Below are 15,986 nucleotides of genomic sequence, written 5' to 3'. Positions count from 1 at the left end.
AAAGAAAAAAGCATGGCTTTGTTTATAACAGAGCCATGCTTAATATCCTAGGAGTTGTCAGTCAAACTTTGCCTTAGTGGCGGTAAACTGTACAAATTTAACGCTAAGTACTGAACAGAGTTGATTATTCTGCTGTTTCAGTTAAACGCAGGCCATCATTATCTATACTCAGTTGACCATTCTTAAATAAGCCACCTATGGCTTTTTTGAAGGCTTTTTTACTCATACCAAGCTGATCGTAAATGATTTCAGCATCGGTTTTATCAGTCAGGGCTAAGAAGCCGCCAGCCTGTTTGAGTTTGATCAGGATAATGTGCGCGTGCTTATCTAATTCTTGCTTGCTGCCTTGTTGCAGCACGAGATCAATTTTACCATCGCGGCGCACTTGTTTGATGAAACCTTTGAGTCTTTGGCCGAAACGCAGTTTTTGGAACACTTCGTTTTCGTAAATCACGCCCCAATGAGCATGATTAATAATGGCTTTGTAGCCTAAATCTGTGGTGCCGCCGATATATAAATCGACCTGCTCACCGACAGCGTACTCTGGCTCTGTCTTATCGAGGAACTTATCGATTTTTGATGAGGCCATGATGCGTTCATCGGCGCGGTTAGCGTGCACATAAACCAGATAAGAGCGACCTTCTTCGATAGGCTTGTGTTGCTCACCAAAGGGCAGCAATAAGTCTTTATCTAAGCCCCAATCTAAAAAGGCGCCATAAGGGCCGGTTGCGACGGCTTTTAAGTAGGCGAATTCGCCTACCTGTGCCAATGGACGGCGCGTGGTGGCAATCACGATATCTTCAGAATCTAGATACAGAAACACGTCAAGCAGATCACCGACTTGGCAGTCTTTTGGGGTGACTTTGTTTGGCAGCAGTACTTGCCCTAATTCGTGGGCGTTTAAATACACGCCAAAGCTGACTTGTTTTACAACCTCAAGTTTGCAGGTTTTACCTATCTGTACCATGGATCTCTCTGTGCATAATGGAATGTGATTCGGTTGCGATTATACACTTCGGTGCTGAAACTGCAGCATTATTGTCTTTGGGTTTTATCTTAGGGCGATTCAGCCGTTAATCATCACCGCTGTTTAGTTGGATGTTGGTAAGGGCTATGACAAGAAATGTGGTTGGAAAAGTGATGAGGATTGTTACTAGGAATGACCTCATATTGGTATCTGGGATTGTCTTAAGTTTTAAGGTGGAATTGCGCCTCGGTTTAAGGCTTAGGTTTATGGTTTATTGGGGCTGAATTTTGCAATGTGATATTGAGCGCTAGGCTTTAGCCAATGGCTGCACGTGGGCGGGGCTAAAGTGACACACAACATGAAGGGTTATTTGCGGCAATAAATGTCAAAAAAGTTACAAAGGCTATTAAAAAATATTGAACAGACGAGTACGGCGTTCATGCGCTAACTAGCTAATATTATTCAGCTTAACGCGAATACTCAGTAGGTGGTTGTTAAGAGAGTGTTTATTATATTTTAATGCGAAATATTAAATGAGATTCTTGCTTGCATTCTGTGACATTGCGCGGTTTAATTGCGCCGTTCAACGACTTCGCTCGTTAGAGACATTACAAATATTACGTGAGTAGTAAAGGTTTTATGGTTCAGCAGTCATTAACCGTGTAATTGACAACATATCGAATTACATGGGGTTAAGAGGGTTTTTATTAGCTAATGCACAAGCATCCATTTTTTGCACTTTGCCTAAAAGTGTCACAATGCCAACGCTCGATTGTCGTGCCATACGATGATACTGGCCTTAAGCATCTCACGTTGATCCGCATCAATTCTGGCCGCGAAGAAGCCAATAGTCCCCTGTTAAAATAATCTTGCCTAGAGATAAGCTGGTTTGGCGTTTTCGCTAGTTCGGTGTTGTCGGTTTTCGTTTTCTACTTGTGTTATCGGTTTCTGAAGGTCTTAACTTCTTTCGAACGTCTTTAAGCTGCTTATTAGCTTGATGTTTTAAGGATGCGACTCAGGACTTCATTCGGCTTTTTGACGGTATTTGCGGCCTTTAGCCTTAAGATAAATGCAAGCGAGGCAAGTAAAGATAGCTTTACTGGGAGAAGGGAATAAGCTTCTCCATCAATATGATAGGATATAGTGCGTTAAGATGAATTGTCTCTTGCGCTATTAATGAAAATCGCGGCAATGTCACTTACACTAGCGTGACGTTGCGGCATTAAGTAGAAGGTAAAATCTACCTTCGTGTATGTCAGGTAAGGTGTCCCTTTGCCTGGGTTTGTCGAACGGGCGGTTGTGCTATTAAGTCATAACCGTTTAACCCATTTTTTAATAGACGGGCTAAATAATAATGAATGATTGGTCTATTGATGATGCTCGTGCTGGGTACAATGTTACTCACTGGAGCCAAGGTTTTTATGGGATCAGCGATCACGGTGAGGTGACAGTGTCACCGGACCCAAAAAATCCTGATTACAAGATTGGCTTAAATGAGCTAGCCAAAGACATGGTTAAAGCGGGCGTCGCTTTGCCTGTACTAGTTCGTTTTCCGCAGATCCTGCACCACAGAGTGAACAGTTTGTGCCAAGCATTCGACCAAGCGATACAGAAGTACGAGTATCAGGCGGACTATTTGCTGGTTTACCCGATTAAAGTAAACCAACAGCAAACTGTGGTGGAAGAGATCCTGGCGAGTCAGGCATCAAAAGAAGTACCACAACTGGGTTTAGAAGCGGGCAGTAAGCCTGAGCTGATGGCTGTGTTAGCCATGGCGCAAAAAGCCAGTTCAGTCATTGTATGTAATGGTTATAAAGATAATGAATATATCCGTTTAGCACTGATTGGTGAAAAGTTAGGCCACAAGGTTTACATCGTTTTAGAAAAACTGTCTGAACTGAAAATGGTGTTAGCTGAATCTAAACGTTTGGGCGTTAAACCGCGTTTAGGTTTGCGTGCGCGTTTAGCATTCCAAGGCAAAGGCAAGTGGCAGGCGAGCGGTGGCGAGAAGTCTAAGTTCGGTCTATCAGCAGCACAAATTTTGCTGGTGGTTGAACAACTTAAGCAACACGACATGCTGGATTCGCTGCAGTTACTGCATTTCCACTTAGGTTCGCAAATCGCCAACATTCGTGATATTCGCCAAGGTGTGAGTGAAGCGGGTCGTTTCTACTGTGAATTACGTGAATTAGGCGCAAGTGTTAACTGCTTCGACGTCGGCGGTGGTTTAGCGGTGGATTACGATGGCACACGTAGCCAAAGTAATAACTCGATGAACTATGGCCTGACCGAATACGCTAACAATATCGTTAACGTATTGACCGACATCTGTAATGAATACGAGCAACCTATGCCACGTATTATTTCAGAATCGGGTCGCTATTTAACCGCGCACCATGCTGTGCTTATCACCGATGTTATCGGTACTGAAGCTTATCAGCCTGAAGATATTCAACCGCCAGCGGAAGATTCACCACAGTTATTGCATAACATGTGGCATTCATGGTCAGAGATCAGCGGTCGCGCCGATCAACGTGCTTTGATTGAGATTTACCACGATAGCCAAAGTGACTTACAAGAAGCGCATTCGCTATTTGCTTTAGGTCAATTGACCTTAGCGGAGCGTGCGTGGGCTGAGCAAGCTAACCTGCGCGTGTGTCATGAAGTGCAAGGGCTATTGAGTGCGAAAAACCGTTATCACAGACCTATTATTGATGAACTCAATGAAAAGTTAGCCGATAAGTTCTTTGTTAACTTCTCATTATTCCAGTCATTACCGGATGCTTGGGGTATTGACCAAGTGTTCCCAGTATTGCCGTTATCGGGCCTAGATAAAGCCCCTGAGCGCCGTGCTGTGATGCTCGATATCACCTGCGACTCTGACGGTATTGTCGATCAATACGTTGATGGTCAAGGGATTGAAACCACGCTGCCAGTGCCAGCCTGGAGTGCAGATAGCCCGTACTTGATTGGTTTCTTCCTTGTGGGTGCCTACCAAGAAATCTTGGGTGATATGCATAACCTGTTTGGTGATACTAACTCTGCGGTTGTTCGCATCGAAGATAACGGTGTGACGAACATTGAATCGGTATTGGCGGGTGATACTGTCGCTGACGTATTGCGTTACGTTAACTTAGATGCGGTGGCCTTTATGCGCACCTACGAAGAGTTAGTGAATCTGCATATTGCCGAAGATGAACGCGCACAAATTTTAGAAGAACTGCAAGTTGGCCTGAAAGGCTACACTTACTTGGAAGATTTTTCTTAAGATATTTTTCTTAAGATTTAGTGTGTTAAAATAAATCAGCCTAAGGTCACTTAGGCTGATTTTTGCTTTCTGGACGATATTTATTTATCGTCCGTGGCTGCTATTACGGCGTAAAAGATGTCAACAGCAAGGGCGCATAGCGTTTAATGGAGTTAAGGATTTGATGTTTTTTGAAGGCTCAGAAAAGAAACTTGAGATCATCGTGGCGGCGTCTACGCCGAATTTACGCGAACTCGATGTGAGTTTTTGGTCAGCCTTAGTCAATTGTGCCCATGCCGAGATTTTGTCGCAGCTAAGTAATGCTGACTGCGATGCTTACCTGTTGAGCGAATCCAGCTTATTTGTATGGCACGACAGATTTGTCATGCTCACCTGTGGTAACAGTACCTTAGTGGACGCCGCCTGTTATTTTATCGACGCGCTTGGCGTGCCTGCCATCGCGTTGGTGAGTTATCAGCGTAAAAACGAATACCAAGCCCACCTGCAAACCACGAGTTTTGCTGATGATGTTGGCAAGCTGCGTCAGCGTATCGCGGGTAAGGCAATGAGAGTGGGGCATTTAGACAGTCATCATCATTATTTTTTCTGCTCTGATAGTGATTATCGTGCACCAAAGGATGATCAAAGCTGTGAGCTGTTGATGTACCACATTCGTGGTGAGCTAGCCGATTATCTAAATGGTGGCTCGCAAAGCAAAGCTGAAATTTGTGCCGCACTCGAACTTAACGATTTATTCCCAGACTTTGAGCTTGACGCCCATTTATTTGATCCATCAGGTTTTTCGATGAACGGTCTCTGGGGCAAGTATTATGTGACCTTGCATATTACGCCCCAAAGCGAGAATGCCTGCGCTAGCTCCTATGTGAGCTTTGAAACGAATCTGGATTTAGCCCAGTATCCGCAACAACTCTTAGGGCGATTATTAGCACTATTTTCTCCCATCAGTTGGGACACTATCGGCTTTAATATCAACGACTCAACGCAGGGATTTCCTGCCCATTTATGCTTAGGGCGTGGCTCATTAACGACTGAGCAAGGTTATGATATTCGCTTTAGCCACTATCAGCAGCTTGATGCTGAAGTGCTGATCCCTGAATTCATGTAAATTTTTGGCATTTACTTAAGGAAACCCCATGACAGATCTCAGTGATATCCGCCGCGAGTATGCTAAAGGCGGCTTAAGACGTGCCGACTTACCGCAAAACCCAATGGACTTGTTTGAACTGTGGATGACGCAGGCGAGGGATGCTGAGCTTAGCGATCCAACGGCTATGTGTGTGGCGACTGTGGACGAACACGGCCAACCTTTTCAACGGATAGTGTTACTTAAACGTTTTGATGACACAGGTTTCGTATTTTTTACTAACCTTGGTAGTCGCAAAGCCCAGCAAATTGCCGCCAATAATAAAGTCAGTTTGCATTTCCCTTGGCATCCTTTAGAGCGGCAAGTATCGGTGCTCGGTGAAGCGCAGTCGTTGTCTACCGCCGAAGTGCTTAAATACTTTATGACCCGTCCTAAGGACAGTCAAATTGCCGCTTGGGTGTCGCAGCAGTCGAGTAAACTTAGCGCGAGACAAGTACTTGAAGGTAAATTCTTCGAAATGAAGGCTAAGTTCGCTAAAGGCGATGTGCCTTTACCCAGTTTTTGGGGCGGTTACTTAGTCAGACCTTCGAGTATCGAATTTTGGCAGGGGGGAGAACACAGGCTGCATGATCGTTTTATTTATACTCGCCATAATGCTGAGTGGGAAATCGATCGTTTAGCGCCATAGTCGGGTGCCCCCTTCGGTATTGCATTGCCTAAAACTGAGTCTGTGAACCTAACAGCAACAGAGTGAAAAGACATTGAGTGATTATAAAATTTGGGTTGACGCGGACGCGTGTCCCAATCCTATCAAAGAAATCCTGTTTCGTGCGGCGGAGCGTAAAGCTTTGCCGCTGGTGCTGGTGGCTAATCAAATGATCCGCGTACCGCCATCGCCCTACATCAGCCAAATTCGCGTTGGAGCGGGTTTTGATGTGGCGGATCAATACATTGTCGACCATGTTGAGCCAACGCATTTAGTGATCACCGCGGACATTCCCTTAGCGGCTTTAGTCATCGAAAAGGGCGCCTTGGCACTCAATCCCCGTGGCGAGCTTTATACCGTCGATAACATAAAACAAAAGCTGACGATGCGCGATTTTATGGAAGACTTACGGGGTTCAGGCGTGCATACCGGCGGACCGGATTCGTTTTCCCAAGCGGATAAACAGGCGTTTGCCAATAGCTTAGATAAATGGCTCGTTAGAGTATGAAGTATAGTTTACTGGTCGCTAATGGATAAAAAGAGTATCTTTAGCTGAAGTTATGCGATGTGGATCACGGTTAACTGGGCATTATTTTCGCCTGCTGCAGATGTCGATTTGCTTTACTGCATGGCTTTTAAACTCACTTTTTGAGGACGGATACGATGAAAAAATGGATGGGAATTGTTGCCTTATCGGCGATCGCCAGTTTTAGCTGCGCCGCGCAATGGCAAGTAATGGATCAAGATTCGCGAGTCAGTTTTATTTCGGTAAAGAAAGGTGACATTGGTGAAGTCCATCACTTTAAACAGCTCAAAGGTACGCTAAAAGAGGATGGTCAATTCGAATTAACCATTCCGTTAATGGGCGTCGCCACTGGTATTGATGTCCGCGATGAGCGGATGCAGAATTTATTGTTCGAAGTGTCTTTATATCCTGAGCTTAAACTGTCGTCTCAAGTTGACACTAAAATGCTAAAAGATCTCGGCATTGGTGAGACTAAAGTCGTTGATATCGATGGTAAAATTGCATTGCATGGTAAATCGCAAACTAAAACTTTTTCGGTAATTATCACTAAAGTTTCTGATAAAAAGCTGTTAGTGAACAGTTTTCAGCCGATAATTGTGAATGCCAATGAGTTTGATCTTGTCGCAGGCATTGATAAATTACGTGAAATTGCGGGTTTATCGAGCATTAGCCAAGCTGTTCCTGTGTCATTTGTACTAACCTTAACTCAGTAACTTCAATAAGATTGGTGTAGATCAATACGTCAGTTATCGAAGATAGGCTAGAGTTAAATAAGTGGCGTATGCTGGATCTCGATGAGAAGCCGAATTTTCGGCTTCTTTGATATTTCCGATTGTGGTATTAATAGCACCACACTAGATATTAAGTTAATGAGTTTAAAGGGTAAAAAATGGTCACAGATAAAGATGGTTACATGCATTTGGTCCAGTATTTAACTGAACATCTTGGCTTATTTGAAACACCAAGTTCTGAGGTGATTTCAGACGATACTGTGATGGAATTGTTTGAAGAGCAATTGTCGGCGCAGATCATTATGGTGTGTGGTCAAAATCCGTCATTGTCTTTCGCGCAGCGCAACATGATTATCCGCGAAGTTGATGCGATTGTGTATGATTTAGAAGAGATTTTAGCTTCAGTTGCCAATCATAAAGCTACACCTGCTCAGACGTTATTTATTACCGAATTTTCCGGTTTAATTAAGAATTTGTTCGATCAAGAAATCGCTAAACAACAAGTCAGCGCCTAATCAGAAGGGCGCTTTAGCTTTGAGTGGCAAGCCGCTCAAATCGGCTTAACGTAAAATAAACCACTCTCTTTTCCTGCATTTATGCCATTGTCTGTGTATCTTTAGTATGTGAGCTTTCATTATTTTATTCGTGTATTGATAAGGAGTGTTCAATGCTAACGATCTCTTCAGGCCATGCCCATGACATATTGGCAGTTGTCGCATCTGGCCGTGTTAATCATGGGGATGTGGAAGGCTATCTGGTACCCGCCATTGAAGCTAAGCTGCAAGATCACGCCAGTATTCGCCTGTGGTACGAGTTTTCCCCTGAGTTTGAAGGTATATCTGTCGCTGCCCTGTGGGACGATGCGGTACTCGGCTTATTTCACTTAAGTGATTTCTCAAGAGTGGTCATGATTGCTAACCAAGCTCAAACAAGCGCTATGGTCAATGCGCTTGCCTGCATGCTGCCGTGCCCTGTAAAGGTATTTGCTGCCGATGAGCAAAGCCAAGCTAAGGCATGGCTTGATCAGTAAGCCATCCTCTTTATTGCGACGCTAAGTTTGTACTAAGCGGCCAATGACACTGTATATGTGTGCCTTGGTTTAACTGGCTGCTGATGGTCAAGCTGCCGTTGAAGTCGTTTTTAAGCCATAAATTGATACAGGTTAAGGTCCCGAGACAGAGTTCTTGCTCCAGTTCCTGTCGCAATTGCGTGAGCTGCGCCTGTGTCATACCAATGCCATTATCGAGAATACTGATTTGTAGCACGTCGTTCGATTTGTCGATGGCGATGGTGATTTCACGCTGTTCGTTGTGAGTCTTAAAAGCATGATTCAAAGTGTTAGTAATTAAGCGATAGAAGAGTTGCAGATATTGCCAAGCTGGGCCAGCTATGATGATGTTTTCCTCACAATTGAGCACAATCTCTACGTTTGCTTTCGCTAGTTGCACTTTTAGTAAACCTAATAAATGACGCATAAATTGCGCCAGATGCAATGGACGAATATCGTTTTGATGATTGGTCAGCAGCTGAGCAATATGCCGCAATTTCTCTGCCTGAGTTACCATGACTTCGGTGATCTGAGTACTGTAGTTTGCCTCGTTCGTTTGTTGCAGTTGGCAAACTTTGGCGAGTAGCTGGTCTTGCTCATGCATGACCTGAGTCATCATTTCAGCTAAGAAGTTTTGCATTAACTGTTGGCTTTGTTCACGGCTGAGATTGAGTTGATGATGCTTTTCGAGCATTTTAGTTAATGCTTCTTGCTCTTGGTAAAGCTCATTATTATGTTGATTGATAAGGCGAACTTGCTCTTGTAGATGATTGAGCGTCTCAACTTGTCCTAAGAGTAATTTCTCCTGTTCCTGCTCTTTAATTTTTTTCAAGGTGATATCAAAGGCGATAGCGCCGACCGCAATCACAGTATCGTCATCATCTTTGATCTTAAATTTGGTCACGATATACATAAGATTCCCCAGTGGTGAGGGAATGGCTTCTTCAAAATTGATGGCTTCGTTATTGTGCAGTACGCGTTGATCGTTTTGTTGATACTCGTGGGCAAATTGGCTAGGAAATACCTCGAAATCCGAGGCGCCAATTATGCGTCTGCGTTCTATACCTAAGATTTCGCAATACTTGTCATTCACTAAAATATATTTGCCGTGCAGATCTTTGACATAGATAAGATTTTGGGAAAATTTCAGTAAAGCCCTTAGTTGTTCCTTATGGCGTTTTAATTCAAGTTGGAACAGGTTTTGGCTCTGCAATTGTTGTTCTAGGGCAAGATTACTGGCATCTAAACTCGCCATGGCCACTTCAAGTTGTTGCGTGCGCGACAGGAATGTCTTGGCTAATAAGCCAATTTCATCTTGGCTGTTTTTAGCTTTAAATTCAATTGAGGCGGAATCGTTACGTTTTAAGGCTTGGACGATTTCAATAATCGGGGTAATAAACAACCTATGTTGGAGCAAGAATAATAGGATTAAGCCTAAAAGCTGGATACACACTAAATAAATACCGACCTTTTCAACTAAGTGTTTGGCGGTATCTTGCAGTGGCGAAATTGGGGTGACAACTAGTACTTTCCAATAGGTATTAGGCATTAAAAATACCGAAACCAGAGACGCTGTTTTTAGAATGGGATCATGGGCTAAGGTTACTGAAGTCAGTAATTTTGGGGTGGTAAAATGGTTTAAGGCATTGTTATTGACGATGGCGGCTAACATGTCGCGCTCATCTTGATGACTTAGCCGAGTCAAATGCTGCATCTGTTCTTGGGTAAAGACGCGCTCGGCGACGGCTTCTGCGATAAATGCCTTATCCGCATTGTGTAATGCCGCTTCGATGGGACTGAAGTCTGGCTGTTGGTTAACGAGATGATTAAAAGTGACAAAGGTGTGGCTGGTATTAGCTTGATGCTGAAGATTGTTATCGCCATGGGGATAGGCGAGTACTTGATTTTGATGATCTAAGGCAATGACATAACCCCTAACATCCACCATCACATTGCGTAATAGGGCATTGAGTTTTTCTAAACTGATATCTACGGTTGCTGCACCAATAAATTGATGGTCCATCCACATAGCACCTGAAGCCGTGATCATGGACTCATGGGTGGTGGGGTCGAAATAAGACTTTGACCAGAAAATTTTGCCCGCGGGGAAATAGCGTGTCGGGCGATACCATTCTTCGGTGTGATAACTCGGAAACGTGTCCTTGTTATAGCTATCAATGGCAACTAATTCATCGTTGACATTGTGGGCCCAGAATAGGCTATCGCGAAATTTTTGTTGATTAAACGCGCCGGGTTCGGGCCATACGCCGCCACCAGAGATAATGCGTTGTTGGTTAGCGAGTGTCAGCAGGCTGGGGATGGTTTTCACCAGTTGCTCATGATCATAGCGGTAAAGTTTTGCAATACTGGAAATTGAACCGACAACGGTTTCGACCTGTGAAGTCATTTCCTGCAGTTTGGCTATGATTAATTGGCCATAGTTCTGGTTTAATACGGCTTGTTGATCAAGCACTTGTTGGCGTTGAATGCTGAGAATGACCCAAGCTGTGCTGCAAATCAAAATTGCGGCAATGACAAGTTGGATAAGGCTAAATTTGAACGGCAAACTGTTTTGCCATTGGGTTAATGCTGTATGTGGCTCAGATGTCGAACTTTTTCCCATAATCACCAGTTTCCAAATCATCACCTTTTCATTGAGCCAGTGTAGCGCGTTCTCGCTGTTTTGCTATGAGCAGATGTTTAAGTTGCGGCGATTGAATGGGATAAGCGGCGGGAATCAGTCGTAAACTGTGAATAAAATTGTTAATTAAAGGCAGGGTTGATCCCTGCCTCATCTCAAACGGGTTATTTATAAAGAGAAGGTTTATTTGAACCACTCAGGATAGGCACAATAAAGAGTAACCAAGCCACTAGGAAGCCACTGAAAGCCACTACCATCCATTCGGCCATCGTCACACCCATAAAGACCCAAGGCACATCAGTACACATGCCCGTAGGCATCATAATGGAAGGGAACCATTCGTGTAATGGCATCCAAGCGGGGAATTCAGGTAAGAATGAACACGTTGAGAAAGGCGATGGGTTGGTTTGCATGTCTACCAGCGATAGCGCTAGCTTTAATCCCCAAGTTGCACTGATGGCCCAAATAATAGCCGCGAGAATCCTCACTATGCGATATTTTGGCGCTGTCATGCCGATAAGGCCCGCTGCTAATATACCAAATACAGCAAGTCTTTGATAAATACACATAACACAGGGATCGAGTTTCATTATATGTTGAAAATACAGTGCGCTTAACTCTAAGCCGAGGGCTGTGCCTGCGAGAATAAACCAAGACGAACGGGAATGGGCAAAGCGAGTAATGACAGTCAAAGTGAGCTCCATATCAACAAAAAACGCCCTCAGACATGGGGCGTTTTTTGGACTCTACTTATTAAATAAAGTTCAGTCAATAGAGAAGTTTAATGTCCAGACACTGTGCCTAATACTTCTTTTGCACTGTGATGGATGATTGTATGGGAATCATAGAAATATTGAGTAGCTTGCTCTAAGAATCCCGTTTCAATCGCCATAACGCCCACAATGGATAGCACGATAGTGTAGGGCAATGCCATCCAAACCATTCTGCCATAGGACAAGCGGATAAGCGGCGCTAAGGCTGATGTTAGTAAGAACAAGAACGCGGCTTGACCATTAGGTGTCGCCACCGAAGGCAAGTTAGTCCCAGTATTAATCGCAACGGCCAGTAAGTCGAATTGATCACGGGTGATTTGGCCGTTAATCAATGCAGCCTTCACTTCGTTGATATACACAGTGCCGACGAACACGTTGTCACTCACCATAGACAGTAATCCGTTGGCGATGTAGAAAATCACTAACTGGGTATTGCCTTCATAACTCAGTGCCCATTGGATAACGGGGGCGAATAAGTGTTGATCGATAATCACGCCAACTACCGCAAAGAACACTGCTAATAACGCGGTAAAAGGCAGTGCTTCTTCGAAGGCTTTACCAAGGGCATGTTCATCGGTGACGCCGTTAAAAGCTGTGGTCAAAATAATCACAGAAAGACCAATTAAGCCCACAGAAGCTAAGTGTAAGGCAAGCCCCGCGATTAACCAGACACCCACTATCGCTTGGACGATTAACTTCATGTTGTCTTTGTTGGTTCGACGGGCATCTTCATGGGCGGCATATTCACATAAGATCCGATGCACGGCCGTTGGTAATTTAGCGCCATAACCAAAAATGCCAAATTTTTCAACTAAGTAGCAGGTTAAGACACCTGAAATCAATACCGGAACAGTAACCGGTGACATACGTACGGCGAATTCACCGAACTGCCAATTGGCCTGTGCGGCAATGATAAGGTTCTGTGGCTCGCCTACCATAGTGCATACGCCGCCGAGTGCAGTACCCACACCCGCATGCATCAACAAATTACGAAGGAAACCACGGAATGCACCGAGTTCTTCTTCGTTCAATATATCTTCACCCGCAGCGTTTTTCCCTTCGGAGGTATGATCGTGATCGGCGCCGAAATCTTTTCCTGAAGCGACCTTGTGGTAAATAGAATAGAAACCCACAGCGACTGCGATAATCACGGCAATAACTGTTAATGCATCTAAGAAGGCCGATAAAAACGCTGATGCCAAACAAAACATTAACGACACTAAAATTTTAGAGCGGACTTTGGTGATAATTTTCGTGAAGCCAAATAACAGCAACTGCTTCATGAAATAAATACCAGCGACCATAAATACCAAGAGTAATAATACTTCGAGGTTGGCTTCTATTTCATGCAAGACTTGGCTTGCCGATGTCATGCCAATTGCGACAGCTTCAATCGCTAATAATCCGCCAGGCTGTAATGGATAACATTTTAATGCCATTGCTAAGGTAAAAATAAATTCAAGCACCAATACCCAGCCGGCCACAAAGGGGTCGACATAGAAAAAGAGTAGTGGATTGATAATTAAAAATGACAGTATTGCGGTTTTGTACCACTTAGGAGAATTTCCTAAGAAGTTCCCAATAAACGCCTGACTCATTGTCGCCGGCATGGCAGCCTCTCTTCTAATTATGTTAAAAATTGCACGTGTTTAATATCAATACCTGCGTTTGTTAAATCAGTCTAGCCTAAAGAGAAAGCTAATGTAATGAGATACTGATACCCACATTTCAAAAAGCGGAGCTAATCGGCAAAATTGGCGTTTGTTGCCTTGATCTTGGTCGTTTTTTTGAGCGATTGTGTGACATTTACACGGCGATAACACAGTGAATTTAAGTCAATGGTTTCCATTTTTTACCGCTCTGGTATGATCAGTGACCATTACGACGCACAACAACTGGATAAGTGGGCTGATGATTATCAATGCCAAAGGACCTGCAAGTTTTGCAGAGAAGTATATTGTGAGATCCATTTGGGATAATAAATTTCCTCCAGGGTCCATTTTACCGGCTGAACGTGAGCTTTCGGAATTGATCGGTGTGACTCGCACCACTCTGCGTGAAGTGCTACAGCGCTTAGCCCGTGACGGATGGTTGAAAATCCAACACGGTAAACCAACGCGAGTGAACAATTTCTGGGAAACCTCGGGCTTAAACATTCTTGAGACGATTGCCGATCTTAATCCTGAAGGATTTCCAGTATTGGTTGACCAACTCTTGTCGGCCCGTACTAACGTCAGTGCTATCTATTTCCGCGGTGCCCTGCGTTATAACCCAGACACGGCTGTGAATGTGCTCGCCAAAATTCATCAGCTTGAAGATACGGCTGAATCCTATGCCGAATTCGACTATTTATTGCATCATACCTTAGCTTTCTCCTCCGGGAATCCACTTTACGTATTGATATTAAATGGATTTAAGGGATTGTATAGCCGAGTCGGTCGCTATTATTTCACCAGTTCAGATGCGCGATTATTGGCTTTGAATTTTTACAAAGAGTTAGAGTTACTGGCTCAAGCGAAAAATTATCTCGACGTCCCAGCGCTGATGCGCACCTATGGCATGAACAGCGGTAAGATGTGGTTACAATTACGCGATGATATGCCCGCGTCTATTGCACAGGACAATTAATTGCGGCTATTGATGTCGCATTAAAATAGCGATAAATACACAAAAGCCGTTTCCAATGGAAACGGCTTTTTTATTAGGCTTATTATTCTGCTTTAGCCACTTCAGGGCAGGATGCTAATACGGTAATACTCGCATCCGCATTCTTTTGCTCTAAGGTGACAGTAAAACCCCATAATCTATGTAAATGCTTTAATACTTCTTTATGGCTGCTGGCTAAGGGAATATCGTTATTTGGTACATAGCGTAAGGTTAAGGAACGATCACCGTTGATCTCCACATTATGCACTTGGATATTTGGTTCAATGTTCGACAAGTTATATTGCTGTGATAATAACTGGCGAATATCTTGATAACCTTGTTCATCGTGAATGGCCGATACCGACAGATAATTGCGCTTCTCATCATCATGGATACCAAACAACTTAAATTGGCGGATAACTTTAGGTGAAAGATATTGGCTAATAAAGCTTTCGTCTTTAAAGTTTTGCATTGCAAAGTGTAAGGTTTCGACCCAATTGCTGCCGGCAATGTCGGGAAACCAAGTTTTATCTTCATCGGTTGGATTTTCACAAATACGTCGAATGTCGGTGAACATGGCAAAACCTAAAGCATAGGGATTGATGCCACTGTAATAACGACTGTTGTAGTCGGGTTGGGCAACCACACCCGTGTGGCTTTGCAAAAATTCCATCATAAAGCGATCAGTGACCACACCATCGTCGTACAAGTGATTCAAAATAGTGTAGTGCCAGAAGGTGGCCCAGCCTTCGTTCATCACTTGAGTTTGTTTTTGTGGATAAAAATATTGCGCCATTTTACGCACAATACGGATTATTTCTCTTTGCCATGGTTCAAGTAAAGGGGCATTTTTCTCGATGAAATATAAGATGTTTTCCTGCGGTTCTGCGGGGAAACGACGTTTTTTTGTTTGAGACAGTTCTTGGTGTTGGTTGGGTATAGTGCGCCATAAATCATTTACTTGGCTTTGCAGGTACGCTTCGCGATCTTTTTGTCTTGCTTGTTCTTCTCGGAATGATATTTCAGAGGGGCGTTTATAGCGATCTACACCATAGTTCATCAGCGCATGGCAGGAATCTATGACGCTTTCGACCTGCTCTACACCGTATTTTTGTTCGCAGTTACTGATGTAGTTTTTAGCAAACACTAGGTAGTCAATAATCGAGCTCGCATCTGTCCATGTCTTAAATAAGTAATTGTTTTTAAAGAAGCTATTATGTCCGAAACAAGCATGGGCGATCACCAGTGCTTGCATTGTGATAGTGTTTTCCTCCATAAGATAGGCAATACAAGGATTAGAGTTAATGACTATCTCGTAGGCGAGCCCCATTTGCCCGCGTTTATAACCTTGCTCGGTTTCGATAAAACGTTTGCCAAAGGACCAATGGGTGTAACCAATGGGCATACCTATGCCCGCATAAGCATCCATCATCTGCTCAGCAGTGATGACTTCAATTTGATTTGGGTAAGTGCTGAGCTTATACAGTGCCGCTACCCGTTCAATTTCCTTGAGATAGTCCTGCAGTAGCTCGAAGCTCCAGTCAGGACCATCGCTCAGTGGTGTCCAAGGTGTTGATTTAGTTATCCCCATAGTGC

At 43.8% G+C, this 15,986-nt stretch carries 14 protein-coding genes; 9 read left to right on the top strand and 5 right to left on the bottom strand.

Translation table 11 applies throughout. The annotated features are described in order from the left end of the window. Window positions 1-124 precede the first annotated feature (124 nt). A complete protein-coding gene (locus K5Q99_RS05570; protein ID WP_220592710.1) occupies window positions 125-967 on the bottom strand; it encodes a CvfB family protein in 843 nt (280 codons plus the stop codon). 714 nt (window positions 968-1,681) lie between these two features. Between K5Q99_RS05570 and K5Q99_RS05565 the strand changes: the two genes are divergently transcribed. From K5Q99_RS05565 to K5Q99_RS05530, 8 genes are all read left to right on the top strand, one after another. Further along, the gene (locus K5Q99_RS05565) at window positions 1,682-1,834 is read left to right on the top strand and encodes a hypothetical protein (protein ID WP_011846564.1); all 153 of its coding nucleotides are present in this window, start codon (window positions 1,682-1,684) and stop codon (window positions 1,832-1,834) included. Window positions 1,835-2,321: 487 nt separating this feature from the next. Then, complete coding sequence (gene speA / locus K5Q99_RS05560) at window positions 2,322-4,235, top strand: biosynthetic arginine decarboxylase (RefSeq protein ID WP_220776288.1); 1,914 nt, start codon at window positions 2,322-2,324, stop codon at window positions 4,233-4,235. A 163-nt stretch (window positions 4,236-4,398) separates the two neighbouring features. Further along, window positions 4,399-5,340: an adenosylmethionine decarboxylase gene (locus K5Q99_RS05555; RefSeq protein ID WP_220776298.1), complete on the top strand. Its 942-nt coding sequence runs from the start codon at window positions 4,399-4,401 to the stop codon at window positions 5,338-5,340. Window positions 5,341-5,368: 28 nt separating this feature from the next. Continuing rightward, the gene (gene pdxH, locus K5Q99_RS05550; protein WP_220776287.1) at window positions 5,369-6,007 is read left to right on the top strand and encodes a pyridoxamine 5'-phosphate oxidase; all 639 of its coding nucleotides are present in this window, start codon (window positions 5,369-5,371) and stop codon (window positions 6,005-6,007) included. Between the two features lie 73 nt (window positions 6,008-6,080). Next, window positions 6,081-6,533, top strand: a complete 453-nt coding sequence (locus tag K5Q99_RS05545; RefSeq protein ID WP_220776286.1) for a YaiI/YqxD family protein — start codon at window positions 6,081-6,083, stop codon at window positions 6,531-6,533. Window positions 6,534-6,688: 155 nt separating this feature from the next. Beyond that, a complete protein-coding gene (locus tag K5Q99_RS05540; protein ID WP_220776285.1) occupies window positions 6,689-7,264 on the top strand; it encodes a YceI family protein in 576 nt (191 codons plus the stop codon). A 176-nt stretch (window positions 7,265-7,440) separates the two neighbouring features. Further along, window positions 7,441-7,797, top strand: coding sequence for a DUF3802 family protein (locus K5Q99_RS05535; protein WP_220776284.1), 357 nt, complete (start codon window positions 7,441-7,443; stop codon window positions 7,795-7,797). Window positions 7,798-7,949: 152 nt separating this feature from the next. Further along, window positions 7,950-8,312 (top strand): SpoIIAA family protein, encoded by a 363-nt coding sequence (locus K5Q99_RS05530; RefSeq protein ID WP_106650257.1) that lies wholly within the window; start codon window positions 7,950-7,952, stop codon window positions 8,310-8,312. Between the two features lie 10 nt (window positions 8,313-8,322). Here K5Q99_RS05530 and K5Q99_RS05525 read toward each other — a convergent pair whose 3' ends face one another. The 3 genes from K5Q99_RS05525 to nhaB form a co-directional block, all read right to left on the bottom strand. Beyond that, window positions 8,323-10,953, bottom strand: coding sequence for a PAS domain-containing protein (locus K5Q99_RS05525; RefSeq protein ID WP_220776297.1), 2,631 nt, complete (start codon window positions 10,951-10,953; stop codon window positions 8,323-8,325). 182 nt (window positions 10,954-11,135) lie between these two features. Continuing rightward, window positions 11,136-11,663 (bottom strand): disulfide bond formation protein DsbB, encoded by a 528-nt coding sequence (gene dsbB, locus K5Q99_RS05520; RefSeq protein WP_106651810.1) that lies wholly within the window; start codon window positions 11,661-11,663, stop codon window positions 11,136-11,138. 89 nt (window positions 11,664-11,752) lie between these two features. After that, a complete protein-coding gene (gene nhaB, locus K5Q99_RS05515; protein ID WP_220592714.1) occupies window positions 11,753-13,354 on the bottom strand; it encodes a sodium/proton antiporter NhaB in 1,602 nt (533 codons plus the stop codon). 301 nt (window positions 13,355-13,655) lie between these two features. Here nhaB and fadR point away from each other — a divergent pair, with 301 nt between their 5' ends. Continuing rightward, entirely contained in the window at window positions 13,656-14,372 is a 717-nt protein-coding gene (gene fadR / locus K5Q99_RS05510; RefSeq protein WP_106650260.1) for a fatty acid metabolism transcriptional regulator FadR, read from the top strand. A gap of 82 nt (window positions 14,373-14,454) precedes the next feature. Here fadR and K5Q99_RS05505 read toward each other — a convergent pair whose 3' ends face one another. After that, window positions 14,455-15,981: a SpoVR family protein gene (locus K5Q99_RS05505; RefSeq protein ID WP_220592715.1), complete on the bottom strand. Its 1,527-nt coding sequence runs from the start codon at window positions 15,979-15,981 to the stop codon at window positions 14,455-14,457. Window positions 15,982-15,986 lie beyond the last annotated feature (5 nt).

Origin of the sequence: Shewanella hafniensis (genome assembly GCF_019655335.1) — a bacterium.
GTDB classification, from domain to species: Bacteria; Pseudomonadota; Gammaproteobacteria; order Enterobacterales; family Shewanellaceae; genus Shewanella; species Shewanella hafniensis.
This window is presented reverse-complemented; position numbering and strand designations above follow the sequence as displayed.